Below are 26,379 nucleotides of genomic sequence, written 5' to 3' on the forward strand. Positions count from 1 at the left end.
TGCCCAGATTCCGAAGGAAGTCCGTTTTGTGCATCGGGGGAGGACGTCCGATCCCGGCGTCGGATTCCGGCACCCGTCCCCGATGTCCGGACGCGGCGGCTACTCGGCCAGCTCCTCCAGCAGCCGCACGGTGGACAGCCCCGCCCGCAGGTACTCCACGAACAGCTCGTTGTGCAGCGCCCACGCCGAGCGCCGGTCGCGGATCAGCCGGATCGCCTCGTCGGGCGAGCTCCCGCGCTGGACCAGGGCGTGCGCGATGACCAGGCCCGAGCGGTTGTACCCGTGGTGGCAGCGCACCAGCACCCGGCGGCCGGCGTCCAGCGTCTCGTTCACCGCGCGGGCCAGCCGCATCACCCCGGCGAGCTGCGTGCCGTCCAGCGGTCCGTCCGGGATCGGCCACACATGGTGCTCCACGCCCGGATCCGGCCCGTACCCCGGAAGCCGCAGCAGCGACTGCACGAGATCGAACTCGGCACGCACGACGACGGACTCGAGCCGGCCCGAACGGCCCCGGAACTCGTGCCCACCCATCCACAGACCGGGCACGATCTCACTCCACGGGCGCTCCGGCGCCGGTACGTCGTGCTGCTTTCCGCGGGTCCGCACCGGCGCCTCCCCAACTCCCCCTCGCAGGGCCGCCACAACGCGCCCTCGCAGGGCCGCCATCCAAGGTAACCGGTCTTGCCCCGGGAGCACCCTGCCTGTTCCCATGGTCGAGGGGTGATGGCGCATGAGCGGACTGCGCGTGGTGCCGGCCTTCCGGCACGGCCGGGAACGGCTGTACGTCTGCCGGCCGGACGGAAGCAGCGTCGCCTGGTACGACCGTGAGACGGCCCGGGTCAACCTGCTCGGCGAGGACGGCCGGGACGACGTCCTCGCGGCCCTGAAACCATTCCTGACCGGCCACGTGACCGTGGGCCCGCCACCGGTACCGACCCCCGCGGAACTCGCCCGGCTGACCCTGCACCCGGACGACGACCTGGCGCCCAACCGCCCCGGCGAGGCCCTGCTCGTCGACCTCGACCGCGCCCCCGGCCCCACCCACCGGCTGCGCCCCGACCCGCGCCGGCGCGCCCTGTCCGCCGAGCAGACCGTCGGCGAGGCCCTGGACCGGCTGGAGGGCGCCGGCTGGCACACCCTGCACTCCGTGCCGCTCCCCGGCGCCGACCGCATCCACCACCTGCTGATCGGCCCCGGCGGCCTGTTCGCCGTCCGGGCCCTGTACGCCCGCAAGAGCAGGGTGCTGGTCGCCGGCCCCATGGTCACCGTCGGCCGCCGCGAGGCCGAGCCGCTGCTGCGCCGGCTGCGCGCCGCCGCCGACCGGGCCGCCTTCGCCCTGACCGCCGAGGTCCACCCGGTTCTGGCGCTGGCGGGCCCGGCCCAGCTGACCGTGACCGCCGAGCCGCGCGGGATACGGATCCTGCAGGACCCGGAGCTGGGCGCGCTGGCCCGCCTCGGCGGGGTGCTGAAACCGGCGGACGTGGAGGCGCTGCACGCGATGGCACGGGACCGGAACACCTGGGGGAGCGTGTAGGCCGGGCGGCACGGGCCGGAACACCCGGGGGTGGAGGCCGGGGCGGCGCACGACCGGAACGCCTCGGGGTGGAGGCCGGGGCGGCGCAGGACCGGAACATCTGCGGGGAGCGTGTGCGCCGCGGAGGTGCAGGGCCGAAACGGGGGCGGAGGCCGGGGCGGCACGGGACCGGAACACCTGCGGGGAGCGTGTGCGCCGCGGAGGCGCGGGACGGAAACGCCTGCGGGGAGCGTGTGCGCCGCGGAGGCGCGGGACGGAAACGCCTGCGGGGAGTGTGCGGGTCAGGGCAGCGGGGCCGCCCTGCCGGGGTCCAGCAGCGGTGCCAGCAGATCCCCGTGGTCCTGCAGCCGCGGCGCCATGTCGTCGGCCAGGAACTCCAGCCGGCCGGGGCCGTCGCACTCCTCGACCTCCTCCCACGTGACCGGCGCAGACACCAGCGGGGCCGCGCGGGCGCGCAGGGTGTAGGGCGTCGCGGTGGTCTTGCGGGCCGCGTTCTGGCTCCAGTCGACGAAGACCTTCCCCGGCCTGAGGCTCTTCGTCATCCGGTGCACCACGAGCCGCGGCATCGCCCGCTCCGCCTCCACCGCCAGCGCCTTCGCGTACTCGGACGTCCGGTCCGGCGAACTCCCGCGCACCGCCGCCAGCAGGTGCAGCCCCTTCGACCCGGCCGTCTTCGGGTACGCCTCGATCCCGTCCACCGCGAGCCGCTCGCGCAGCCACAGGGCGACCTCGCAGCACTGGACGACGGTCGCCGGGGCGCCCGGATCCAGGTCGAACACCAGCCGGTCCGCCTCGTCCGGGCTCTGCACCAGCCACTGGTGGGTGTGGAACTCGGTGACCAGGTTGGCCGCCCACACCAGGCTCGGCAGGTCCTGCACGACCACCATCCGGGCCGGTCCCTCCGAGGACGAGCGCAGGACCTCGGCGGTCGTGACCCAGTCGGGCGTACCAGGCGGCACGTTCTTGGTGAAGAACTGCTGACCGTCGGGGCCGTCCGGATACCGCAGGAAGGACACCGCGCGGTCGCGCAGATGCGGCAGCAGGGCACCGGCGGTGGTCGCGTAGTAGTGCAGCAGCTCTCCCTTGGTGAAGCCGGTCTCCGGATAGAGCACCTTCTCCAGGTTGCTGAGCGAGACCCGCCGCCCCTCCACCTCCGTGATAGGCGTCATAGGATGACAATCCCAGACGGACCGGACAAAACGGTAAAGGAAGGGTGCGGCACGTGCGATCGATTTGGAACGGCGCCATCTCCTTCGGTCTCGTCAGCATCCCGATCAAGCTGGTGAACGCGACCGAGAGCCACTCGATCGCCTTCCGCCAGATCCACACCGAGGACAACGGCCGCATCCGCTACCGCAAGGTCTGCGAACTGGAGGACCGCGAGGTCACCCAGGACGAGATCGGCAAGGGCTACGAGGACGCGGACGGCACGATCATCCCGATCACCGACGACGACCTCTCCCACCTGCCCATCCCGACCGCCCGCACCATCGACATCGTCGCCTTCGTGCCGGCCGACCGGATCGACCCGCTGCAGATGGGGTCCGCCTACTACCTGGCGGCGAGCGGGGCCCCGGCGGCCAAGCCGTACACACTCCTGCGCGAGGCCCTCAAGCGCAGCAACAAGGTCGCCATCGCCAAGTTCGCGCTGCGCGGCCGGGAGCGCCTCGGCATGCTGCGCGTGGTCGGCGAGGCCATCGCCATGCACGGTCTGCTCTGGCCGGACGAGGTACGCGCCCCCGAGGGCCTGGCCCCGGACACCGAGGTCACCATCCGCGACAAGGAACTCGACCTCGCGGACGCCCTGATGGACACGCTAGGCGAGGTCGACCTGGCGGACCTGCACGACGAGTACCGGCAGGCGCTGGAGGAGGTCATCGCCGCGAAGGCCTCCGGCGAGGCACCGCCGGAGACGCCCGAACCGGCGGCCGGGGGCAAGGTGCTCGACCTGATGGCGGCCCTGGAGAACAGCGTGCGGGCGGCCAGGGAATCGCGCGGCGCGGAGCCCTCCGGCGACCAGGCCGAGGTCCGGCCACTGCCCCGGCGCCGGGCCGCCCCCAAGGAGCCCGGGGGCAAGAAGTCGACGTCCACGGCGAAGAAGACGGCTGCCGCCAAGAAACCGGCGGCCGCGCGCAAGTCGACGTCCAAGTCCGCGGAGCCGACGAAGAAGACGGCGGCGACGAAGAGCACGGCGAGGTCGTCCGCGAAGAGCACGGCGGCGGAGAAGAAGACGGCGGCGAAGAAGACGACTTCACGAAAACGCTCGGCCTGAGGTCTGAGGTCTGAGGTCTGAGGCCTGAGGTCTGAGGTCTGAGGCCTTGTTCGTGACCGGGCGGTCGACGGTGACGTGTGACGGGAGCACGCAGGTGAGCCGGACGACGACCGCTGCCGAAATCGGGCCTTCCGTTTTGCCGCCCGGAGGCGTAGGTTCCGTTTACCCCGCGGCGGCGCCTTCCGAGGCGCTGGCCCGCCAGTTCCGGACGGCGGGCCGCGCGGGGGCCAACTGCTGGCGCACGACCGCGTCCCGGCATGCCGTCTCAAGCGCTTGAGCGTGCCTTCCGGGCCTGGCGGAAGTCGAGGTACGACAGCGCGATGACCAACAGCGGAATGGTGATCCACAGCAGCGCGACCCGGAGCCGGCCACCGGTGAAGGTGGCGACCAGGACCACCGCGATGCCGCTGGCGACGAACCCGAAGAACTGCCGGTAGGAGCGGAAGCCACCTGTCAGGGCCGCGTGCGTCGCAGCAGGATCGTCCTCCTCCGCCAACGCGGCGCGCACGGGGTGACTGTCGCCCTCGCGCCGGGCCTGCCGCCAGGCGAAGAACCAACGGCCGCAGGCGTAGACAACGAATGTGCCCAGGAAGATCCACCACTCGGACGCCTCGTCGGGTAGGGAGCGTGCCAGTGTCATGGGCACCGGCTGCCCCTGGCCGCGCCGAGTAGACGGTTCCGGATGTGTACGGCCGGCCGTACGCCGGGGGCCGCACGCCCCACGTGCACCGACGCACCACACCACATGCACCACACCACATGCACCGCACGCACCACACCACGTGCACCGCATGCACCACGTGCACCGCACCGCAGGCACCACCCCACCACACCCCGCAACACCACCGCACCCGCAACACCGACCCACGAGGGCGCGAACCGCCCTCGCCGCGCCCCGGTGGTACGACTGGCCGGCCGTCAGGCCTGCGAACGGTCGTTCAGTGTCACGAGCGCGCGGTGACTCAAGGTCACGACATCGTCAGTGCTTGAACGAGCCCTTGGTCCTCTCCTTCGCGCCCCGCATCTTCCCTCGAGCTTCCAGGGCTGCGCCCTTCGCCGCGAGGGTGTCCTTGTGCACCGCATGGGCCGCCTTTCGCACGGCCATTCCGGCGACCTGCTCGGCCTTCGCCTTGGCCTTCTCTCCAGCACTCATCTCAGAACCTCCGTGCTCACTGCCCCAGTGCCTGTGAGGCAGGGACGAAACCCTGGACAGGCGGTGTCCCTGTGTCCCACCACCTCCGCCCGGGTCGTCCAGCGGCAGCAGCGCGTCTCGTGCACCTGGCCTCCCTGCTGTGACCTCCAGCCCCGGGACGACGTCGGCTGACTTCGGTCCTGGGCCCGGGCCTGCAAGCACGTGCCGTGAGCCGGTAGACATACGCGGCTGATGCTCCGCATATCGCATATACCGCATGTATGCCATATGTGGCAATATGCCATGTGGGGCATCTGATGCGAGAGGAGTGCGTCGTGATCGCCAAACTGCTCGGCAAGCTGTCCTTCACCCGGCACTACGGTGCGTACGGGGATAACGAGTGGAACGCGTACGCCGGCGACGACTGAGTCTGACCGCATTGCCGGCGGGCGCCCCCGGGCGCCCGCCGGCACCCAGCTATCCAGCCGACGACATCGGCCTGTACTCGTACGACCGTCAGGGACGATCTCATGGGCCGAACACATCAGCCGCCGCGGTTGCCCGAAGGCGGCTTCGCCGCCTGGAGCCGCGACCGGCTGGCAGTCGCGCGCCGTGGCGCTGACGAGTGCGGGGACGTCTGGCAGCTGGAGCCTGGTGTCTACGTGGCCGCTGCGGCCGGGCCGTGCGAAGCGGTCCTGAGCCGCGCGCATGACTTCCCCAAGGCGCCCTCTCCTCTCTTCCCGCCCTTGAAGCGGTCGAGCGGAGCACCGACGCCCGAGGAGCGTGCGCACGCTCACGCCGCCCGCATGCGCGGACTACGCGCGCAGGCGGTTGCAGCCCGGATCGGTGAGATTGCGGCCGGGATCGCTCGATTCGCCGACCACTGGCCCACGGGCCAGGACATCGAGGTCCTGCCCCCGGTCCGGCGCACCCTGGCAGAGATCGGCGTGCGCTACCTCTTCTCCGAAGACGCCCCCGTCCTCCTGCCCTTCGCCTCACGGCTCTTCCTGGCCAGGGAGGTGCTCGTACGCCCCTCACGCTGGGTATGGCCGCGCTGGATCCCCACACCGGCACGGCGATTCCGCACCCGGCAGCAAGTCGCCTTCACCGACGCTCTGCGGCCCATCGTCCGCCGGCGCCGTTCATCGGGCCGACTCGGCGACGACGTGCTGGGCCAGATGCTCCGGCCCTCCTCCCGCCACGGCGCCCTGCCGGAAGAGGCCATCCTCGACACTCTCCCCGGAATCACCGTCGCCACCTTCGAGACACCCTCCCGGGCAGCTGGATGGATCCTGCTTCACCTGGCCCGGCACCCCCAGGCAGCGGCCCGCGTCGCCGCCGAAGCCGCCTTGCTGCCCGCGGACCCGGCCGCGACGACCAGCACCCACCTCGACAGCCTGTGCTTCACCCAGGCACTGGTACGCGAGGTGCTCCGGCTGCACCCGCCGAGCTGGCTGCTGACCCGGCACGTCACGCGGCAGACTCAGCTCGCCGGCTACACCATCGACGCCGGGTCCACCGTTCTCGTCTGCCCCTACACCGCCCACCGCGACGCACGGGAACACCCCGAGCCGGATCGGTTCCAGCCCGAGCGCTGGCTCGACGACTCGGGCTCGCCGGCGGAATCCGGGGCCTTCCTCTCCTTCGGTGCCGGGCCGCATGGCTGCGAGGGAGTCGCTCTGGCCATGGCGATGCTGACGCTCCTGACCGCGCAGACCGCCCGCCGCTACCACTTGAGCGAGCCGCCCGGACCGGAACCCGGCTACCAGGTCACCACCTTCGGAGGTCTCGCGACCGTCGGCCTGCGCCTGCGTGCGACCCCGCGAAGCTGAGGGCTCCTGCCTTCGGTGACAGGCCGCATCCACCCGCGAACAGCGAACAGCGAACAGCGAACGTCGATCGAGTTCGGGCGCGGTTCCGCACACGCCCGGACGATCGGCTCATGCTTCGCTCATCGCGTGTCGCTGGTCGAACTCGCCGGCGAGCATGCCCATCATGACGAGGTCGTGGTACCGGCCGGCGAAGAAGACGTGCTCGCGAAAGCGCCCCTCCTCGGTGAAGCCGAGCCCACGAGTCAGTGCCAGCGATGCCTCGTTGTGGGCGAAGATCGCTCCCAGGCATTTGTGATAGCGCCGCTCGGCGAACATGAAGCGCATCAGCAACACGGCGGATTCCGCCGCGTAGCCCTTGCGCCGGTGGCCGGCGCCGATCGTGACATCGAACTCGAACCAGCCCGAACGAGGGCCGGTGCGATGTGAGCCGACCGTGCCGACAGGCTCTCCCGTGGCCGTCGCCTCAACCACCAACCGAAAGCGGTCGTCATCGCACGTGGCAACGGATTGCTCCTTCGCCCAGGCACGGTAGTCCTCGGCGGACCGCGGCAGGTTCAGCCGACTCCCTCGCCGCCCGTCGTCGTCGGCGAAGCCCATGAACGCTGTCCAGTCGTCGGGCTCGACAGCGCGTAGGCGCACCCGTCTACCAGTCCAGGACGATGCCATGCCTCATTCGACCACGCAGCAGTGCACGCGGGCCCGAGAGGCACGCCGAGAAGGGAGACGTCGTCCGCCGGAGCCTGTTTCCCCGGCAAGGAGGTACGACGGGGCTGCGATCACAATCCCCGCTCACCGGAGCGGCGTTCGGCCTCACCGCTGCCGAACTGAACCGACGCTCATGCCACACCGAGTGCCGTACTCCCACCCCAGACCGCCGCCGCTGGAGGCCGCGGCTGCGCGGGTCGCTCAAGCGAACGAGATGAGATCCGAGCCCTCTGGGTCGGATTTCGGGAGGTGGTTATGTCAATTCCTCACGTATGACGAGTAAGGGCCGCTCCTCCGTTGAAGAAAACCGGCCCTGAGTGTGTGTACTGCTCTGGTTCACACCGGCAGTCGCGGACCGGTCGGAATTCCGGGTGCGGGTGGCACGGTTCGCGGTGGGATTCCGGGTGCGGGTGGCACGGTTCGCGGTGGGATTCCGGGTGCGGGTGGCACGGTTCGCGGTGGGATTCCGGGTGCGGGTGGCACGGTTCGCGGTGGGATTCCGGGTGCTGGCGGTACGGTTCGCGGTGGGATTCCGGGTGCGGGTGGCACGGTCCGCGGTGGGATTCCGGGTGCTGGCGGTACGGTTCGCGGCGGGATTCCGGGTGCGGGTGGTACCGTCCGCGGCGGCGACCTACGGTCCCTGCCATGGCCGTCGCGCCACTTGTTGTGGTCGCGCCACTTGTTGTGATCGCGTTGGCTGTTGCTGTCGCGCCGGTTGTTGCCGTTATCCCCGTTCCCGCCGCCGTCGTCCGAATTGCCGTTACCGTTATCCTCGGAGGGCGTCATGACGGTGGAAACAGAAACCTGCTCCGCGGAGGCGGGAAGCGCGCTGGAGGGAACCGCTGTACCCCCTACAGCGAGGACGGCCAAGGCCGAAAGCATCCAGAATCGGTGTGGCGTGGATGAACAAGGCATAGCAATTCCTTTGTTGCATCAGAGTGGAAAGATCTTGCGAGCGGCCCGATCGATTGGCGACTCATCAGGTGTATGCGTGGGGCCGAACTTTCGACGATCGGCGGGTGGCGCAGCGCATAACTGCCGTTCTAGGCATGCTCGGCAGGTAATTACTGCGTCAGCCGTGCACGCTTGATCGAAGCCCGTGAAATCGCCCGAGCGTCATCTCAAAACGTCGCGGACGTGAGAGCCCGGATCGACGGGGGCTGCGTCGCTGACGAGGTCTTCGATATAGCGCCGTTACCATCAGAATCTCACTATGGCAACTCTGCTGCATCTCGGGAGGACGTGGGTGAGCAGAATCCGGTATTAGTTGAATGCCGCGCATATCGAAGCGACCCGAGCCGGCCCGGCTGGGCTTACGCCGTGAGGACCGACCCGAGGTCAATCCAGTGGTCGCGACTCTGGCTGGAGGATTGACAGCCCGAGTATGAGCAGGTGGCCAACTTCGGGTGCCCGGCACCCCTCTGAAGCGAACGGCGCAGGCAGGGGGCAGGGGCCCGGAGCAAGATCCGATGCATTTGCGCCCTGCTGGCCAGGGGCTACACACGACGGGAGCCGGCTACGCGCCAACCCCGCTCGTCATGCGCACGTCGAGCTGCTCGCGGCTGGCGGACCCGGAGTCACCACATCGAGGCCGCACCGTCGTCCTTCGGCAGCAGCGGTGCCCGGGGCATTCTGCCCCGGGCCTCCTTCGTCGCCTCAATCCTCAGTAAGCCCGATCAGGGCTCGGGTATCGCCTCTCGCGGCGTCTTGCTTACCGAATTGAATGGCGAGCGAGGTCCGACGCGCACGAAAATCCCGTCCGTCCGTATCGCCATCCGACCCCGGGGGCGTCTCGTAGACCCGACCCGGGGGCCGCGGCAACCGTAATCGTGGCAGAGATTCGCGGGCCCACACCCGAACAACTCAGTTCGGGCACAGCTTCAGGGCGCGGTCGATGAGCGGTCCCGTTGCCGCCTTCAGGCCCTGTGCGGCCCACGACGGGATGCGATTCGGCGCAACAATCTCTTCGGCGCTCGGATATGAGTCCGACTGCGGCTCACCGTCGATACGGTCGTTGTAGTTGAGTAGGTACCTTGTCCCGTCTTCGGTTTCGAAGATGATGTCGGAACCCCGCTCACAGGACAGAGTTCCCTCGTCGACCCCGGCGACGAAGGGCCAGTCCTCGCCGTACTCTGCCTCCGTCACGACCATCGGCTTCTTAGGTGCCCCGGAGCCGGATCCACAGCCGCACAGCAGCACAACACCAGCTGCCGTCACGCCTATGTACCCCCCTGTACGCACAGCGTTCCCTCCCCCGAAAAATCCCTCTTCTGGTCATCTCGTGTCCGCGATCGACCATCAGTCATAGCAACTGCTGCCAGTAACTTAGCGGGCCTTGCCCCGGCTCCAGGTCGGCCCGCTCTGCCGGTGACCACCGCTCACGGCCCCCGCAGGCGCCAGCGCGGCCAACTACCGCGCCACCTGCGGTCGGTGCTCCCTGTCCATCGCTCGGCCGGCGGTCTTGTGGGCCAGCCCTCTTACTGCTGCTATGTCGGCGACATCGCCGCGAGGGCACGAGGGGTCTTATGGAGCTGCACATCACGCGCTGGAAGCGGTACGGACATGACCGCCTGTACGCCAGCCTGTCGGATGGCACTGCGGTCGGTTGGGCGGACGTGAGGACAGGGGCCATCACGGTCTTGCGGGCCGACTATCGCAACGACGTGATCGCCCAGCTGACACAGCACTTACAGAACCTCAGCGAGACAGCCCCGGCAGACAGGACGCCCGACACTGAAGCGCGTCCGGTGCTTTGAAAGTCGATCACGGGAAACCCAAGCGAGTCGTCCGGGTGCTTGAGCACTATTGCGACTTTCCTGTACCGGTGGAGCCAGTGCTCGTCTTCGTTGGCGTCACCGATCTGAAGGTGGTCGCCACGCAACTCACTGTGCGGGTGTACCAGGAGCGCCAAGTAGGGTCCCTGGCACCGCTTTCAGGCGTGCTGACGGCCGAGCAGGTTGAGCAGGTGTACAGCGTCGCACGCCATCGCCAGGCCTGGACTCAGGCCTGAGCCGGTGGCCTCAGCGCGACGCCGGTGGCCCTCGTGGGCGCCCGGGTGATCTAGGGGGAGTTGGGTGCCTGACCTGCGGGAGTGGAGTGGCATGACGGCTCTTCGACGCCGATGACTCACTGCCCGCCGCTCCCGTGGCTCCCCGCCCAACTGAAACGGATCTGGCACGAGCTTGAGCGGTGAGGCAGCCGGCCAATGTCGCACGCGGGGTCCCGGCCTTTTCCGTGCGGACGACCTCACCACTCAACAGGTTATGCCTCCTGATGAGTAGCTCTACAGAGATTGGCCATTTAGGGACATGCAAGCTGCGACTTGCGGGGCTGTGGAGACCGGAGGAGCATGGTGCCAAAGGGCTTTCAGCTGCCCTTCTACCGGAGCGACTTGAGTCGTAGCCTGTTCAATTAATTGGCCCCAAGAGCCCACGCGAATCGCCACTCGGTGCAACATCATCCGTTCACGGAGTCATCATGACTACCACGGCCCGGGGGCAAATCCCCCGACTCATCTGCGTATCCTGCCTCAGTAGTGCACTTCTCATTTCCGTAGGTGCCACTACAGCGGCAGCGGGCACCCAGCCTTCTACCGGCGCGCCCGAACAACAAATATTCGCGACCGATCCGGACGGCAGCGAATCGGACCCCGGAAGTTCCGGCACCTCCGACGATGCGCCGCTCTTGGCCCAGAACGTGCCCCCGAAATCGAGAGATTCCTATGTGGATCCTAAGGATTCATACACCTATCCCGAACACACCGCCAAATCGAGCCAACGAAGAGAAGCCGGAGAAGCGATCGGACAAATGATCGGAGAAGGTGTCGGAGGTGTCGCGGGAGGAGGGTACGGCGACAGCCTCAAACAGATAACTGGGCCCATGGGCAAGGAGATCGGTGGCGGAATAGCCGATTTTGCCGACAAATTCGAGGCCGCGGCAACTCGCCCTCGGACCACCGTGTCTCCCGACAGCACCGTGACTGGGGGCGTGTCGGGTACTGGCACGGAGGGCACGGGCGGCGTGTCGGTTGGGAGCGCGGAACGCACTGGCGGTGTGTCGACGAGTAGCGGTGACACCAGCACGGGTGGGGGCATGTCGGGTACTGGCACGGAGGGCACTGGCGGCGTGTCGGTTGCCGGCTCGGACGGCACTAGCAGTACGTCGACGAGTAGCGGTGACAGCAGCGTGACTGGGGGCGTGTCGGGTACGGGCACGGAGGGCACGGGCGGCGTGTCGGTTGCCGGCTCCGACAGCACTGGCGGTGTGTCGACGAGTAGCGGTGACACCAGCACGAGTGGGGGCATGTCGGGTAGTGGCACGGAGGGCACTGGCGGCGTGTCGGTTGCCGGTTCGGACGGCACTAGCAGTACGTCGACGAGTAGCAGTGACAGCACTGAGAGCGCGACTGACAGCAACATGTCGACCAGCGGTGGCGCTGGCACCGACAGTGTGACTGACAGCAACATGTCGACCAGCGGTAGCGCCGGCACCGACAGTGCGACTGACAGCCAATTGACAACGCCAGATCTCTGACAGGCTGGCTGACCTACTGGTTGCTGCGTCACCCTCCTAGCGGTGGACGTGGTTGCTTCCTCGTCGTGAGGGAGGGTCGGGGACCCTTCCGCAGATCATCGCTGAACTGGGCGGGAGAACCGGCCGGTGAAGGAAGTCCGGCTCGTGCCTATCCCGCCCCAGCTCGTCACTATCCTCCGGCAGCACCTCGATACGTTCGGCAGTGCCGAGGGCGGGGCGGCCGTTCACCAGCGAGCGCGGGGGAGTGGTTGGCTCGTCCACGTACTACCGCGTGTGGCAGGAGGCTCGGATTCTCGCGCTCCCGCCGGCCATCGCCACCTCGCCGCTCGCGAGTCGGCCGTACGACCTTCGGCACTCGGCGCTGTCGACATGGCTCAATGCCGGAGTTGATCCACCGAGGTTGCCGAGCGCGCCGGCAACAGCGTCGAGGTCCTGCTTACCCGCTACGCGAAGTGCCTCGACGGACGGCAGGAGTCGCCGACCGGCGTATCGAGAACCTGCTTCGCGAGTACGAGTGACGGTCGCCTGACCGTGCCCGAGGCCCCTGACATCCTGTCGAGGGGCCTCGTTGACTGCTGATGAGGCTGCTCTTGCGCCCGTGTATGCCGCCAGTGCTCGCCCAACGGCCGGATCCTGCGGTGGATGAGCGCTCGTCTATGAGCGTCACCTCGGGGTGGCGGTTCGGGCGTGCGGGGATGGTGGCCTGCGGGGGCAGTTGGGAGTTGCGAGGTCACAACTGAGTCACTGTCTTCACCGGCCCCTCACAACTGATGCACCGGCGTAGGTAGCTTCACCCTTCAAGTACTTATGCAGGGGGGTCCTGTGAGCTACTACCAGCCTCAACCGCCGTTCCAGCCTCCGCCCGGGCCGCAGGCCGTCCGTCCCGCACCCAAGTGGGCCCGCAAGCGATTCGTGCTGCCCGCCCTGGGCCTCGCGTTCATCATCGGCGTGGGCAGCGCCGGCGCAGACGGCCAGAACTCGAACGCGACGAAGACGGTGGCTGACCACAAGGCACAGCCGGCGGCCACGGCACGGCCACGGCCACGGTCACCGCGACAGCCACGGCGACGGAGACCGCGAAGCCGAAGCCTGCGCCGACGGTGACGAAGACGGTCAAGGTGAAGGTGACCGTCACCGCGCACGCCGCAGCCGCGGGGTCGGGCACGGGGGGCAGTTCGACGTCTGGCGGATCGTCGTCCAGCAGCGGGTCCACCTCGTCGGGTGGCTCCAGCTCTGCGGGCGGCGGTGCCACGGCTCTGTGCAACGACGGCACGTACTCGTACGCCGCTCACCATCAGGGGGCCTGCTCGCATCACGGTGGCGTGGCCGTCTTCTACCGGTAGCCGCCGTCTCACGTTGGTGCTCTAGCTCGTGGTGTGAGTGCGGGATCGCCCGCCCCGTTGAATGGGGCAGGCCGGTCCCGCGTCTCCGGGGCCTGGGGGGCATGTGGGGCCTGTGGGGCATGTCCGAACGCACGACCACCCCGTTCCGCTATCAGCGCGGGGCTGGGCAGAAGACGGTGCGACAGGAGCGGCCAGAGCGATCAGGCTGGCCCGCAAGGATCGAGCTACAAGGTCGTCGACCTCGGAGGATTCGAACCTGCGCAGACGGCTCCGGAGCACAAGCGGAATTCGGCCTGCAAACCGCCTCTGACCATCGGGTTCCTTGATCCCAGGAGCTGCTCGGTGTTCTCCTGTATCGCAGATGGTGCGAATCGGGAGTCGCCTCCGGCTCCTGGCCCATTGAGAGGTCGGCTTCACCGACGGCTGCAACGCCCTGGAAGTGTTGCAGCCGCTTGTGACCGGACAGCCCGGACACCGGTACTTTGAGCTGTCCGGGCTGTTTGTGCAGGTGAGAGGCCCATTCGGAGAGCTGGGACACCCCTGTCCGGAGTCGCGGTGCGCGTCCGATCAAGCGCCGTCGATGCGGTCGAGCAGAGCCTGAGCCTCGACTGTGCGGCGATGGTCCGGGCCGAATGAGGCCAGACAGGCCTCGTGAGCAGCTGCGGCCTGACGGCGGGCTTCGGTGCCGCGGCGTAGTCCCAGGAGGGCGGTGGCTACGGCCAGCTCGATGGCGCCGGTCTCTGGGCGGCTCTCTCCCGCGGGCAGGCTGCGGCGCAGCTCACGGGCACGCTCCGCCTCGGCCAGGGCCTCCTCGTGGCGGGCTTGGCCGTTGAGGCTGCGTACCAGGCCGAGTCGCAACGCCAGAGTCAGCCGGTCCGGTTCAGGATGGGCGGCCAGGGCCTCGCGGGCGCGTGCCTCGGCCTCCGGGTGGCGCCCCTGCGCGCTGAGAGCGAAGACCAGCCCGTTACTGGCGGCCCTTACTACGTTTTGCAACTCCCCGGTACCGCCGCGCGCGGTCTGGGCGACGGCCGCACACTCTGCCTCACACTCGGCGTACTGACCGAGCGCGGCCAGCGTCTGGGCGCGGTCGGAGCGCAGCTTCAGGGTCTGCCAGTGATCAGCTCCGAAAGTCTTTCCGACAGCCGGCAGCACTTCGTCGTATATGGCGAGAGCGTCGGCGTGGCGGCCCTGGGCGCCCGTCGCGTTTGCGGCGATGCTCAGCGCCAGCGGTGTGTACGTGTCATCGTGTGGCAGCGACCGGGCCACGGCACGGGCCTCGGTCACCGCCTCTGCGTAGCGCCCGGCCCTGTACAGGGTCATAGCCCGCGACACAGGGGGTTCAGTCGTCCGCTTGGCGCGCGGTCGGAAGAGTCTCATGGCCGGAGGATATGGATATTGCGCCTGGTGTTCGGCCGAGGGGCGGGAATGACCGGCAGCACCGGATGGACCAACTGGGTTGCGCGGCGGCCACCTTGCGTGCTCAGCCCCTTGAGTTCGCTACTGCCGGAGGGATCCGTCCGTTTGACCTGCGGCGGAGCAGATCAGGAGGTGGCAGGACACAGGCTGTGTCGGAGGTGTGTCGCATGCGCCCCGGGGAGCGGGGCCGAGCGCTCTTGAGCCATGCATCCGAGGTGCTCCCTCGTCCACCCTTCAAATTCGAGCCGCATGGCTTGAACAGCGGCCTATCTGCCTCGGTTTGACCCGGTCATCCTGTCAAGGGAGGCCAAGAGCGACCGACCGGCCCCCATCCCGCCTGTCCCGGTGGTGATCCTTCGGGCTCACCTGGACGCGTTTGCCGCGGCCAAGGAAGGGCGCGTGTTCGGCAACGAGCGTGGGGGAGGGGTCGACTCATCCACCTACTGGCGGGTGTGGGAGGAGGCGCGGGAGTATGCGCTCCCGCCTGAGCGCGTCGCCTCGCCGTTGGCCGGGCGCCCGTACGACCTGCGGCACGCGTGCATCACGCGCTGGTTGAACGCGGGGGTGCCGATCGCTGAGGTTGCCCGGCGGGTCGGCAACTCTCCCGAGGTGATCCACCGGCGCTATCACGGCTGCATCGACGGCCACGAGGAAGCCGCCAACGCGAAGATCACAAGGGCATTGGAAGAGGACGGGGACGCTGCATAGCGCTCCGTGTCATCGCGCTGCGAGGGCGGTCCGGGAGATTCGAACCGCCCTCATGGCTCGGCACGTACCTGCGACTCTCCCGGCTACGCCCGCGTGGGAGCGCCCCGCAGCGCGTGGCTGCGGGGCGCCTAGTGGGTTTAGTCGACATCCTGCCCGTTGAAGTTGCCGCCCTTGCAGGTCGGGAGCCCGGCCGCGGACGTGGTCGACCGATCGACCGTTCCGCCGCCCTGCTCGCACTCACCCGGGGTGAGGCTGGCGGGGGTGGCGGTTGTGGCGGCGGCGGTTGCGGCGGTGGCGGTGGCGGCGCCTGTGAGGCCGAGTCCGGCGAGGGCTGCCGTGGCGATGACGGCGGCGAGGGTTCGTCGAATGCGCATTTGGTTTCCCTTTCACGGATTGCCTCGGTTGGGGCACTAGCCAGCCTGATCTTCACCCATGTGGGTGGCACGTCATGTTGCGCCATTCAGGTGAAAGCGCTGTCGGGTGCGGGGTCGGTGACGCGACGCGTCGGACAGGCCTCAGCACCAAAAATGTGCAGCGAGTGACCAAAAGCCCTGCTGGCCCGCGCTATCGGCTCAGGCACTGGCTAGCGCCGCCCGGTACGCTTCGTATCGAACCCAGGCGTCTTCGACCATCTCGATGGCGGCCGGCATGGCGCCGCACTCTTCGAGGCAGGCGCACTGGCCCGACCGCCCCTTCCGCGAGGCCGGCCAGGATCATTAGCGACGCCGCGGACGAGGTCACCGATGCCACTGTTTCGATCGGTTTGGGCCTGCAATCACGCCGTGAAGCTCTCCGCTTGGGCATGTCCGCACCCTTCCGCACAGCCACCCGACGTCGTCAGGGGTGCCCCACTCGTGAGGAGCGCGTGAGCGTGTCGGGTGTATCGCAGATGGTGCGCGGATAGTGAGAGACCACAAGAGAGGGCGGGAGTCAGTGAGACTGACTCCCGCCCTCTGCTGTCGGCATCCGCCCTGGTCAGCTAGGAACGTTCCTAGGCGATCGGCGAGTGCCCCGGCAGCATTCGAACCTGCGCACACGGCTCCGGAGGCCGTGCCTGGTCTCGCGAATTCGCAGGTCACGGGCCCATGACCGGTCGATGACGCGAGCGGGGTCCACAAGTGGTCCACGAGTGGCCAACGCGGTTCTTGAACGGAGTAGGTACCGGAGCACACCCGCACCAAGACTCTTCCGACCGGTCACATCACCGCAGCCCTCGACCGGCTCACTTAACTGTCCGACGCTGGCTGACCATCGGATTCCCTACCTTCGACAGCACCACCGACCGGAGCAGTGGAACCCGGCGCCACCCCACACCCGGGCCCACAGCCTGCGCCCACGGCGCGAAAGCGGTCCGCCGACTCTGTCAGCGGACCGTCACGAAAGATCGAGGCTAGGGGGCCGCGTCGCTGCTCAACTGTCAGAACCAGGCGCCTCTCGGACATGGAACTGGCTCGCAAAAACTGTTGCCCACACCAACCTTGTGCGCTCCATGTATTGGAAACGCGCAGGTAGTTGAGGTAACTTGACGGCTCGTTAGTCGGCCAGGGTGGGGAACCGTAGGTGGCCGAGGGGAGGGATAGGGACATGTCTTGTCCACGTCCAGTGAGTCGGCATGTGACCATTCTCGGCAGCTCGATGTCGGTGAGCCTCGAGGTAGACGCGTAGGCATGCAGCCCCAAGGCTTGTTCGAGCGCGGCCAGAGAGTACGAGTCCGGGCCGCTGGCGTGCCGGAGTTCGCCACGATCCGCTTCGCCCTGCCCGGAGATCAACCCGGTTCATGGGACCTCATCCTCGTCGATGACGAAGACCGCCGTCACGAAGTGAATCTGGCAGCCGGAGACACCGAGACCGTGCGGCCCCTCGTCAGTGACGGCAAGGCTGACTCCGCTCGCGTGCTGGCCGCTATGTGGACGCAGTGGATGAACGCCGCGGCGACCAACGCCGAGTCCAGCGCGATGGCAGCTACGCCGCTGAAGCCGTACGCGCACCAGACAACGGCTGTCTACGGAGCAATGCTTCCCCAGCCCCTGCTGCGCTTCCTCCTGGCCGACGAGCCGGGCACCGGCAAGACGATCATGGCGGGCCTGTATCTCCGTGAGATGCAGCGACTCGGCCTGATCAAGCGGGCGATCATCGTCTGTCCGGCGAACCTGGCCACCAAGTGGGTGGACGACTTCCAGCGGCTCCTGGGAGGTGGGTTGCGTCAGCTCACCTCGGCCACGGTGCGTGAGAACGCCCTGAACTCCAATGATCTGTGGGTGGTTTCCCTCGAGCTCGCAGCGGTGAACCCCGCAGTGCAGGACGCGATACGCCCGGACAAGGCTGGCTGGGATCTGGTCGTCTTCGACGAGGCCCATCGGCTGACTCCGACTGCCGCCGGATTCCACCAGGTTGGACGGCTCTTAGCCAAGAACACCCCGCGGGCGCTGCTGATGACGGCAACACCGCACCGGGGCAAGGAGTGGCTCTTCCGGCACCTGCTGCACCTGGTCGACCCCGAGATCTACCCGGATCCGGGCAGTGACCCCAACGTCGAGCTCAGTGCGCTGCGTCCCGGGCCCATCCACTTCTTACGGCGGATGAAGGAGGACCTGGTCGACTACGACGGCGCTACTCGGCTGTTCAGGGGGCGTACCGCGCGCAACCACAGTGTCCCGCTGTCGCAGACCGAGTACGGCTTCTATCAGGCCGCTCTCGACATGGTCGACCGGTTCTTTCCTCCGGTGGCGCAGCCGCTTGCCCGCATGGTCTACGGCAAGCGGGCAGCCTCCAGCCTCTACGCGCTGGCCCAGACCCTGCGGCGGCGCCACGAGCACATGGGGGCGATGAGCGAGGCGGAGGCGGCGCTCATCGCCGATCGCGAGGACCACGGTGACGAGGCCGAGGTCGAAGAGGCGAAGGTGATTCACACGGTCTCGGCCTCGACCAGGGCTGAGCGAACCGCGATCAACAGCCTTGTGCAGCAGATCGAGGCAACAAGCACCGACTCCCGTTGGCAACCGTCGAAGTGGAAGCGGCTCACCGATGATTGTCTGGCCGCCCACGGCATTCACCCGGGAAACGGCGAACAGGCCGTCATCTTCACCGAGTACGCGGACTCGGCCGAGTGGATCGCCCGACGGCTCCAGGCCGAGGGGTACACCGCCGAGCTGTACTCGGGCCGGCAGAGCAAGGCCGAGCGCGATGAGACCCGCAAGGCCTTCATGCGTGCCGAGTTCCAGATCATCGTCACCACCGATGCTGGCAACGAGGGCATCGACCTGCAGGCCGCGCATGTGCTGGTGAACTACGACATTCCGTGGTCCTTGGTGCGTCTCGAACAGCGGATGGGACGTATTCACCGTGTCGGTCAGCGGCGTGACGTGTATCTCTACAATCTGGTCGCCACGGACACTCGGGAAGGCGCGACCCTGCTCCGTCTGCTGGACAACTTCGTCATGGCCGCGAATGAGCTGCGTGGTCAGATGTTCGACAGCCTGTCGGCAGTTGCCGAGATCACGGGCGTCGACTACGACAAGTGGCTGTCGGACCTCTACGGCAACGATGATGTGAAGAAGCAGCAGGCCATAGATGCTGCCCAAGCGGTCCAGGCCCAGCAACTCACCCGCGCGGCCCGGAAGGTTCGCGACAATGAGCGCCGCCTGGCCAGTCAGGTGGACGCGGTCGCGGCCCTGACGCTGCTCCAGCGCGACTTGTTCGCGCGCATCAACCCTGCCATCGTCGAGGCGTACCTCGACCGGCTCGCAGCCGCCGGCGTGCTGGAGTGCGCACCGACCGCGGCCGGCCCTGGGTTCCGACAGCTCACCTTGAACGGCGAGACCGGTTTTCCTGTCACCCTGGGCGGACAGCGCGAAGTGCACGTCGCGACTAGCGGCGACGCGGTACGCAACGCCTCTGGGAGCATCGACGTCGGGGACACCATCACCCTGGGCCCCGGCGAGCCCGGCTTCAGCGACCTGATCAACATAGCCGAGCGCACCCTGGCCGAGGACTTGTACCAGTCCGGCGCCGCATCCGACCCCACCAGCCTCACTCCGTACGAGCTGTACGCGTACGAGGCGACGATGACGGAGAGCAACGGCAAGCGCGCCAGTGTGTGGGCCACCCTGATCAAGGTGGACGACAGCGGCAACGCCCGACCGGTCCGGTGGGAGTCACTGGCCAACCTCGTGCCAACCGAACAGAACGGCAGCGAACCACACCCTGCCCGGGAGGGCCACGCGTTCAGCGCGGCCCTCGAAGTGGCCGCCGCGACCGTCGCGGAACACCGTAAGGTGCGCGCCGACTGGTTCGCCCAGGCCCGTCGCGACCTGACCAACTTGCCCCTGAGCCTGACTGACCGTATTGAGGACCGCGTTGCCCGTCTTGAGTTGCGGCGTCGACTTCAGGCCCAGACCGCACAGCGACTCGAAGAACTGGAACGGCTCGCGGGCGTGCAGCTGACCGAACCGAAGCAGGTGGGGCGGATCCGCGTCCTGGCTACCGCCGACACTCGCGTCCAAGCCGAGATTGACGCCGAGTTGGTCTCCATGCGTCACGTGCAACAACTCCTCGAGGACGACGGCTGGACAGTGGCCGACGTCCACACCGAGGGCCGCGGATACGACCTGGAGGTTCGCCGCAACAGCCAGGTCCGTCACGTCGAGGTCAAGGGCGTGCTCGGCAGCGCGGCCAGTAACGGCATCCGGATGACTGGCAACGAAGTCCTCATCGCGACTCAGCACCGCAAGGAGTACTGGCTCTACGTCATCGACCATTGCGCCGACGGCAGGGGTCGATTCTTCGGCGCCTACCAGGACCCCGCCACCCTCTTCGCGAACGTCATGACCGGGAACGCGGTGTTCCGCGTCCCGGGCAGCAGTCTCAAGAACGCCCCCGGGAGCAACGCATGACCCGAATGATCGAACGCTGGTTTCCCTGTGCCGAGGTTTCGGCGAACAGCTCAGCAGGATGGGGCAGCGGGTCGACAGAGATCGGGCTGTTCCCGTGGTTCGCGAAACGTCCGGTTGCCCAGGCGAAGGCGGCGGTGGTCTGCTCGTTGCTGCCCTGGCCGGAGGATCAATCAGAACAGCAGCGTCTTCAAGAGCTAGTCCAGGAGGGCATGTCCGGACGCTATGGTGCCTGGCAACTGCTCCACGACGAGATCGTCAAGGCCAACCCTGAAGGCGCGTCGGTCCTGGATCCGTTCAGTGGTCGCGGCATGATCCCGCTGGAGGCAGGGCGGCTCGGGCTGGAAGCCCACGGTGTCGACTACAGCCCGGTCGCGGTGCTGGCCAGCACGCTCCTCACCGACTTCCCCTTTCGGGACTGGTCGCAGGAGCCGCGTCTGCCGTTCGCCCAGGAGAGCGACGCCCTCTACGATGACCGGCCTCGGCTGCTTGTCGACGTTCGCGCCACCCTTGACGAGGTGGGCCGCCGGTGGACTGCAGCTATGAAGGACTACTACCCCCAGGTCAACGGAAGGCAGCCATGGGGGTACCTGTGGGCCATCGCCATCCCCTGCCAGGAGTGCGGCAACCGTTTCCCTTTGGTCGGCTCGTTCGAGCTGCGTAGGCCGAGTCAGAAAAGCGGTCGAAAGGGTGCTCCGCCGGTCGTCGACCCCGGCCAGTCGTTCTACGTCGAAGCCGATCCGGCCACAGGGACCTGCGCGCCGGTAGTGCACGAGGGTGCTCCAAGGCGCACTCCAACGCTGACGCGCGCTCGTACCGCTGAGGGTCGCACGCTGCCGGGGAAATCAGCGATCTGCCCGTTCTGCAGTCACGTGCACCCACTCGATGTGCACCGACGGCTCACCGATGAGGGGCGGGCCACGGACATGCTGCTGGTGGTGGCCGACCACTCGGACGACTCCGGCAAGGAGTACCGGGAGCCCACCCAGGCGGAACTCTCGGCTGTCGCCGCAGCGCCTGCGGCACTACGTGCGCTGTCCGACCCGAGTCCATTTCTCAGTGCCATACCAGAGGAACGAATCGCACCGGGTAACAACAACATCATTGGGCCGTCCATCTACGGGGCGCGCACCTACGGCGATTTCATGTGCGATCGGCAGACCCTGGCCTTCGTCATGCTCACCCGATCCATCGCCGAGGTTGCCGACGAACTCATGCACAAGGTGGGGGTGAGCTCTGACTATGCCCGAGCACTTAGCGGATACGCCGGGTCCGTAGTCGCCCGGAAGCTTCGGCGGGCTACCCGTGGATGCACGATCGACATTAGTCGCGCAGGGGTCCACGACATATATGCAAATCAGGGATCAATTACGTTTTCACAGGACTTCTTTGAGGTAGGAATCGGCACCGGCGCGGGATCATGGGCGTCCCTGTGCAAGAGCAGCATGTCGACGCTGACGAACCTGATGGCCGACATCCAGGGGGCGCCGGTCAGTGTGAGCAGGGGATCGGCAACCTCGCTGAACCTGCGAGACGCGTCCATCACTGCCGTGGTGACCGACCCGCCGTATGACGAGATGCTCGCGTACGCCGACTCCTCCGATCTGATCTACGCGTGGCTGAAGCGTGCCCTCTACAACACCTGGCCCGAGTTGGTCGTCACGTCCAACGAGTACGGCTGCCAGGAGAAGCAGGAAGAGATCATCGTCAAGCGGGTCCGGGGAGAGGCGCCCAACGAGCATCGAACTCGCGAGCATTACGACACCAAGATCGCCCAGGCGTTCGGTGAGATGCGTCGCGCGGTCCGCGATGACGGTCTAGTGACCATCGTGTTCGGGTCCGGAGACCCGGAAGTCTGGCAGCGTCTTCTCACGGCCGTCGAGCAGGCCGGCTTGGTGATGACCGGTTCTTGGCCTGCGAACACCGAGGCAGGCAGCCACCAGGGCAAGGCGAATATCGAGACCACGTTGACCATGACGTGCCGTCCGAAGGCGCCCGGGCGTTCTCCTGGGCGCAAGGGGGCGGTCGAGGCCGAGATCAAGGCTGAGATCAAGCGGCGCTACCCGGACTGGGAGCGGTGGGGCCTGGCCCCGGCCGACATGCTGATGGCGGCTGCCGGGCCGGCGATGGAGGTCGTCGGTCGGTACAGCGAAATCCTCGACGCCAAGGGCGAACCGGTCGACATCTACACGTTCCTGCCGTTGGCCCGAGCCGCGGTCCAGGAGGCGATGGCAGTCGAGATCAACCACCAGCCGCTGGAGACCTTCGACGCTCGCACGCGGTTCGCACTGTGGTGGGTGACGCTGTACAACCGTCAGGTCCGGGGGAAGTCCGAGCTGCGCTGGCAGGCTCTGGCCGCCACGCTCGACTTGGCGACTATACGTGACCTGGTGCCCGACGCGGACGGGGGTGTCCGGTTCGTAGCCTCCCGCGACTTCAAGGGCAAGATCAACGCGGATTCGACGGTCATAGACATCGCCCTCGCGCTCGCAGCCGCCTCGGAAGATGGCCTGCAGGCCATGGGCCAGGTGCTCGCCGCTGCACAGCACACGGCCGACGACACCTTCCTGTGGTCCGCCATCCAGTTCCTCGCGGACCGGCTGCCAGACAACGACCCGGATTCCGTCCGCTTCACTCGGGTGCTACGCAACCGGGCCGGCGTCGTCGGAGCCGCCGAGTCCATCTCCGCGAGCGCCCTCGACAACCCGCAGCTCGAACTGATCGATGACGACGAGTTGCGGCGCCTGTGATGACGGTCCGCAGGACCCCCACCGCCTTTGTGCCCAGCAGCCCAGGAGAGCAGAAGTGACGACCAGCGTGACGCCTTGGTGGAAGGCGCTCAAGCTCCGCAAGGAGATCCTCAACGCCTCCGGGCAGATCGACGACGTACAGATGTCGCTGTTCCGGGCCGTTCACGCGACCGGAGCCGATCGCCCGCCCTACGCCGACGCGGGCTACTACGGGGACATCACGCACCCGACCGAACTGCTCATCGACCTGCTCACCGAGGTCGCGGTGCGTATCGGTGGCGGTGACGACTACTCGAAGGCCCGAGCGGTAACCCGGCTCGCCCAGGGCATGGGTGGCGGTAAGTCGCACGCGTGCATCGGCGCCTACCACCTGGCCGCCAATCCAGCGGCACTGCTGGGTACCGAACTCGGCCAGAAGGTCGCTGAGCGGGCACAGGCCAGGATCGGGCACCCGCTGACTGACGACCTCGGACGTCCGCACGTCGTCGTGCTGCCCTGCGACAACATGACCCCCGGCGCCGGCGTGCAGGAGCTCGACGGTCCCGCCTTCACCCTCTACGAGCGTTTCCTCTGGCGCCTATTCTCCAAGGATTACACCCTCTTCGAACGCTACCGGCCCTTCTGGAGCGACAAGCACAAGATTGCTGAGGCCATCAGTGCGGTGAACCGGCCCGTGCTGATCATCGTCGATGAAGTGCTCGACTACATCGGCAACGGACTAGACGGCGCGAACAAGACCGACCTGGCGGCGCAGGACATGGCGTTTCTGCGCGCAGTGCTCGATGTGGTCAACGATGTCCCTCACGTCGCGATGCTGGTCGTGATGATCGCTCCCGACGTCGACAAGACCTCACTGTCCGCCGCTGCGCAGGCCCGCCGTGATGACTTGAACAGCCAGCTCGACCGCAACGGCCTGCCGACCACTGTTACCGGCGTGGGCGACTTCGCCGACATCCTCCGCCGGCGGCTGTTCGACGCCGAGCCCGCCGGGGAGGTCCTTGCTGCGACTGCCGCACTGTACGAGAAAGTGTTGACGGACAAGGCGTGGGCGAAGCAGGTCTGGGACCCGATCAATGCCACCTGGCGTCGTAACTGGCGCACGGAGATGGCGACGTGCTACCCGTTCCACCCCATGCTCATTAAGCTGGCGCAGGACGAGTGGGGCAAGATCACCGGATTCCAACGGGTTCGGTCCACGATCCGCATCTTCGCTGCCACGGTCTACGCCCTCCAGCAACGCGGCAAGGCCGGCGAGTGGGTGCCGGCACTCATAGGCCCCGGAGACCTGCCGCTGTCGGACAACACTGTGCGAGAGGCGCTCCTGGGCAGCGGTCTGGTGGAGGACGACCGGACCATCGCCAACTACCGGAGCCTGGCCGAGATCGAAGTCGTCAACCACGACGCCTCATCCGGGGCCGCGCGCCGCCAGGACCTCGAACGCCCGTCGAGCACCTGGTCCTCGCACAACCCCCGCGCCGCCGAACGAGCGGCCACCTTCATCTTCCTGGCCAGCGTCGTTGGCACCTTGCGGCCGGGGCGAGGCCGCGGGGCCAGTGCTCCCGAGGTCAAGGCGGCCACTAGCGTCCCGATAATCACCTACACGATCACTGACGCCGACGGCGTCGTCGACGAGCTGGTCAACCCGAACCGAGGAATGAGCGCACTCGACATCACACCTGGACAGGGCAACAACAAGCCGGCCCGCTACTTCCTGTCCACCCGGCTCACCCACCGCATGCTGGTCAAGAACATCCGCCGAACCATCACCGAAACGGAGCGCGACCAGGTCATCTTCGACTTCGCGAAGAGGCTGACCAGCAGCGGACCGTTTCGTGACGTGAAATACGTCTCGGCGGACCTCCAACGAAGCCCCGCCGACGTCCTGGCCACGGCCGGGCTGGACACCGCCCACACCACCCGGCTCATCGTGCTCGACCCCGCGCAGTACAGCCTGCGGAACGGAATGGAGAAGCCCACCCTCGAGGCGCTCAACGTAGCCATGGGACTCGGGCAAGGTTCCCAGCAGCTTCCCGTCCAATGGGCCAGCAGCGCGGTCTACGCCGTGGTGAACACACAGCAGCGAGCCCTGGCACGCAACCTGGCGGTGGAGTACCTGGCCAGGCAAAAGGCTCTGCAAGCGCCCGAGATCCAGAACGACGACGAGCTCAAGACCATCGGGGCGAAGGAACTCAGCGAGGCCAAGACCCAGCTGGAGAGGCAGATCAAGCGGGCTTACCAGCATGTCGCCTTCCTAGCTCAGCCCGACCCGGATCGAGAGCGGTACCTGGACCAGCTCACGTTCGACAAGGACAACATCACGGCCCTCGACGGCCTGCTCGTCTGGAAGGGCCTCGCCGACCGGGACAAGGTTTTCGACACCGGCCAGTTCAGCGCCAAGGCCCTCCTGCACAACCTCCGCGACAATGACTACGGCAAGACCCTCTCTGACATCCGGGCCGCCTTCTACAGTGCCCCCCGGCTGCCGCTGCTGTACGCCGGCGATCGCGATCTCCAGCAGGGCATCCACGACGCCGTGAGCCAAGGGCTGCTGAGCATCGTCGACGGAGCTGGCACCGAGGTGGCGGTCACCGCTCCCGGCCAGGTCAACCTCGCAAGCACGGGCCTGCGCCTTGCCAAGCCACAGGCCAAAACCTGCCTCACCTGCGACCAGCCGGCCCACGAAGGCCCGTGCGCTGCCAGTGTCGACGACACCGCGGGTGGGGCCGCGTCTCCTGTGCCCGGAAGGCCAGAGGACAAGGCATCCGAAACCCCTCAGCAGCAGGCTGGCGGGCAGGATCCGGAAACCTCACCGAAGCCGATGCCTGTCAAGGAGCGGCAGGTCGCCTTCTCCTTCACGAAGAACCTTCTGGCCAACACTGACAGCGCCGACGGCTTCGCCGCGCTCTTCCGGGCGTTCTACATGACCCTTGACGAACGGCAGATCAGCTACCTGCAGGGCACCCTCCAGTTGGTGATGCAGGCTGAAGCGGCAGAGGAGATACAGCAGCGCCTTGAAGAACTCGGCATTAACGGGACGTTCAAGGAAATATGACAAGACCGCCGCTGCCGACGATGGCAGAGACTACCCAGGGAAGCTTCCAGTCCCGGTTAGGGCCTGTTGTGAGAGTGGATCTTGTTCGTCGCTGATCACGTCCCCTAGGACGTGGGGATCTGACGAACGGCCAGTGGGCCCGTATTGAGCCCCGGCTGCCGACGGGGCATCAACGGAAACTATGACGGGCGGCCATCACGGGTCCATTGGTCA

At 67.5% G+C, this 26,379-nt stretch carries 17 protein-coding genes, 1 tRNA gene and 2 pseudogenes; 11 read left to right on the plus strand and 9 right to left on the minus strand.

Going from position 1 to position 26,379, the window contains the following annotated elements:
- Positions 1-99: 99 nt before the first annotated feature.
- On the minus strand, positions 100-606 hold the full coding sequence (locus ACGFT2_RS13880; RefSeq protein ID WP_393277446.1) for a dual specificity protein phosphatase family protein: 507 nt from the start codon (positions 604-606) through the stop codon (positions 100-102).
- A 124-nt stretch (positions 607-730) separates the two neighbouring features.
- Here ACGFT2_RS13880 and ACGFT2_RS13885 point away from each other — a divergent pair, with 124 nt between their 5' ends.
- Positions 731-1,534 carry a nuclease-related domain-containing protein gene (locus ACGFT2_RS13885; protein WP_393277448.1) on the plus strand — a complete coding sequence of 268 codons (804 nt, stop codon included), beginning with the start codon at positions 731-733 and terminating at the stop codon, positions 1,532-1,534.
- Between the two features lie 281 nt (positions 1,535-1,815).
- Here the strand turns inward: ACGFT2_RS13885 and ligD are convergent, their stop codons facing one another.
- Positions 1,816-2,703 (minus strand): non-homologous end-joining DNA ligase, encoded by an 888-nt coding sequence (ligD, locus tag ACGFT2_RS13890; RefSeq protein WP_393277450.1) that lies wholly within the window; start codon positions 2,701-2,703, stop codon positions 1,816-1,818.
- A gap of 53 nt (positions 2,704-2,756) precedes the next feature.
- Here ligD and ACGFT2_RS13895 point away from each other — a divergent pair, with 53 nt between their 5' ends.
- On the plus strand, positions 2,757-3,806 hold the full coding sequence (locus ACGFT2_RS13895) for a Ku protein (protein ID WP_393277451.1): 1,050 nt from the start codon (positions 2,757-2,759) through the stop codon (positions 3,804-3,806).
- Between the two features lie 265 nt (positions 3,807-4,071).
- Here ACGFT2_RS13895 and ACGFT2_RS13900 read toward each other — a convergent pair whose 3' ends face one another.
- Both ACGFT2_RS13900 and ACGFT2_RS13905 read right to left on the minus strand, forming a co-directional pair.
- The gene (locus ACGFT2_RS13900) at positions 4,072-4,446 is read right to left on the minus strand and encodes a hypothetical protein (protein ID WP_393277452.1); all 375 of its coding nucleotides are present in this window, start codon (positions 4,444-4,446) and stop codon (positions 4,072-4,074) included.
- A gap of 339 nt (positions 4,447-4,785) precedes the next feature.
- A complete protein-coding gene (locus ACGFT2_RS13905) occupies positions 4,786-4,959 on the minus strand; it encodes a hypothetical protein (protein WP_393277454.1) in 174 nt (57 codons plus the stop codon).
- 785 nt (positions 4,960-5,744) lie between these two features.
- Between ACGFT2_RS13905 and ACGFT2_RS13910 the strand changes: the two genes are divergently transcribed.
- On the plus strand, positions 5,745-6,770 hold the full coding sequence (locus tag ACGFT2_RS13910; protein WP_393277456.1) for a cytochrome P450: 1,026 nt from the start codon (positions 5,745-5,747) through the stop codon (positions 6,768-6,770).
- Between the two features lie 108 nt (positions 6,771-6,878).
- On the opposite strand, the gene ACGFT2_RS13915 is transcribed toward ACGFT2_RS13910, so the two are convergent.
- The gene (locus tag ACGFT2_RS13915; RefSeq protein WP_393277458.1) at positions 6,879-7,436 is read right to left on the minus strand and encodes a GNAT family N-acetyltransferase; all 558 of its coding nucleotides are present in this window, start codon (positions 7,434-7,436) and stop codon (positions 6,879-6,881) included.
- Between the two features lie 1,902 nt (positions 7,437-9,338).
- Entirely contained in the window at positions 9,339-9,620 is a 282-nt protein-coding gene (locus ACGFT2_RS13920) for a DUF2511 domain-containing protein (protein WP_393277460.1), read from the minus strand.
- 380 nt (positions 9,621-10,000) lie between these two features.
- Between ACGFT2_RS13920 and ACGFT2_RS13925 the strand changes: the two genes are divergently transcribed.
- The 4 genes and pseudogenes from ACGFT2_RS13925 to ACGFT2_RS13940 all read left to right on the plus strand — a co-directional run bounded on the left by ACGFT2_RS13925 (position 10,001) and on the right by ACGFT2_RS13940 (position 13,351).
- Positions 10,001-10,231, plus strand: a complete 231-nt coding sequence (locus ACGFT2_RS13925; protein ID WP_393277462.1) for a hypothetical protein — start codon at positions 10,001-10,003, stop codon at positions 10,229-10,231.
- 68 nt (positions 10,232-10,299) lie between these two features.
- The gene (locus ACGFT2_RS13930) at positions 10,300-10,485 is read left to right on the plus strand and encodes a hypothetical protein (protein WP_393277464.1); all 186 of its coding nucleotides are present in this window, start codon (positions 10,300-10,302) and stop codon (positions 10,483-10,485) included.
- A gap of 1,631 nt (positions 10,486-12,116) precedes the next feature.
- Positions 12,117-12,526 (plus strand): annotated as a pseudogene (locus ACGFT2_RS13935) (site-specific integrase); the annotation flags it as partial.
- Between the two features lie 606 nt (positions 12,527-13,132).
- On the plus strand, positions 13,133-13,351 hold the full coding sequence (locus ACGFT2_RS13940) for a DUF3761 domain-containing protein (protein ID WP_393277694.1): 219 nt from the start codon (positions 13,133-13,135) through the stop codon (positions 13,349-13,351).
- Positions 13,352-13,918: 567 nt separating this feature from the next.
- On the opposite strand, the gene ACGFT2_RS13945 is transcribed toward ACGFT2_RS13940, so the two are convergent.
- Positions 13,919-14,635, minus strand: a complete 717-nt coding sequence (locus ACGFT2_RS13945; RefSeq protein WP_393277466.1) for a tetratricopeptide repeat protein — start codon at positions 14,633-14,635, stop codon at positions 13,919-13,921.
- Positions 14,636-15,064: 429 nt separating this feature from the next.
- Here ACGFT2_RS13945 and ACGFT2_RS13950 point away from each other — a divergent pair.
- A pseudogene (locus ACGFT2_RS13950) lies at positions 15,065-15,475 on the plus strand (site-specific integrase); the annotation flags it as partial.
- A 137-nt stretch (positions 15,476-15,612) separates the two neighbouring features.
- On the opposite strand, the gene ACGFT2_RS13955 reads toward ACGFT2_RS13950, so the two are convergent.
- Both ACGFT2_RS13955 and ACGFT2_RS13960 read right to left on the minus strand, forming a co-directional pair.
- Positions 15,613-15,849 (minus strand): hypothetical protein, encoded by a 237-nt coding sequence (locus ACGFT2_RS13955; protein ID WP_393277468.1) that lies wholly within the window; start codon positions 15,847-15,849, stop codon positions 15,613-15,615.
- 631 nt (positions 15,850-16,480) lie between these two features.
- Positions 16,481-16,560, minus strand: a tRNA-Ser gene (locus tag ACGFT2_RS13960).
- A gap of 582 nt (positions 16,561-17,142) precedes the next feature.
- Here ACGFT2_RS13960 and ACGFT2_RS13965 point away from each other — a divergent pair.
- The 3 genes from ACGFT2_RS13965 to ACGFT2_RS13975 are packed head-to-tail and all read left to right on the plus strand — an operon-like array spanning position 17,143 to position 26,166.
- Entirely contained in the window at positions 17,143-20,367 is a 3,225-nt protein-coding gene (locus tag ACGFT2_RS13965) for a helicase-related protein (protein ID WP_393277470.1), read from the plus strand.
- Positions 20,364-23,114, plus strand: a complete 2,751-nt coding sequence (locus ACGFT2_RS13970; protein WP_393277472.1) for a DUF1156 domain-containing protein — start codon at positions 20,364-20,366, stop codon at positions 23,112-23,114. Before ACGFT2_RS13965 ends, ACGFT2_RS13970 begins: the two co-directional genes overlap by 4 nt.
- Before the next feature lie 55 nt (positions 23,115-23,169).
- A complete protein-coding gene (locus ACGFT2_RS13975; RefSeq protein ID WP_393277474.1) occupies positions 23,170-26,166 on the plus strand; it encodes a DUF499 domain-containing protein in 2,997 nt (998 codons plus the stop codon).
- Positions 26,167-26,379: the final 213 nt, after the last annotated feature.

Origin of the sequence: Streptomyces sp. NPDC048514 (assembly GCF_043199955.1) — a bacterium.
In the GTDB taxonomy this organism is placed as follows: Bacteria; Actinomycetota; Actinomycetes; order Streptomycetales; family Streptomycetaceae; genus Streptomyces.

Excerpts from the sequence above, each read along its gene's own strand:
- ACGFT2_RS13915 (WP_393277458.1), bottom strand. The coding sequence starts at position 7,436 with ATGGCATCGTCCTGGACTGGTAGACGGGTGCGCCTACGCGCTGTCGAG.
- ACGFT2_RS13900 (WP_393277452.1), bottom strand. The coding sequence starts at position 4,446 with ATGACACTGGCACGCTCCCTACCCGACGAGGCGTCCGAGTGGTGGATC.
- ACGFT2_RS13965 (WP_393277470.1), top strand. The coding sequence starts at position 17,143 with ATGCAGCCCCAAGGCTTGTTCGAGCGCGGCCAGAGAGTACGAGTCCGG.
- ACGFT2_RS13925 (WP_393277462.1), top strand. The coding sequence starts at position 10,001 with ATGGAGCTGCACATCACGCGCTGGAAGCGGTACGGACATGACCGCCTG.
- ACGFT2_RS13970 (WP_393277472.1), top strand. The coding sequence starts at position 20,364 with ATGACCCGAATGATCGAACGCTGGTTTCCCTGTGCCGAGGTTTCGGCG.
- ACGFT2_RS13910 (WP_393277456.1), top strand. The coding sequence starts at position 5,745 with ATGCGCGGACTACGCGCGCAGGCGGTTGCAGCCCGGATCGGTGAGATT.
- ACGFT2_RS13885 (WP_393277448.1), top strand. The coding sequence starts at position 731 with ATGAGCGGACTGCGCGTGGTGCCGGCCTTCCGGCACGGCCGGGAACGG.
- ACGFT2_RS13905 (WP_393277454.1), bottom strand. The coding sequence starts at position 4,959 with ATGAGTGCTGGAGAGAAGGCCAAGGCGAAGGCCGAGCAGGTCGCCGGA.
- ACGFT2_RS13955 (WP_393277468.1), bottom strand. The coding sequence starts at position 15,849 with ATGCGCATTCGACGAACCCTCGCCGCCGTCATCGCCACGGCAGCCCTC.
- ligD (WP_393277450.1), bottom strand. The coding sequence starts at position 2,703 with ATGACGCCTATCACGGAGGTGGAGGGGCGGCGGGTCTCGCTCAGCAAC.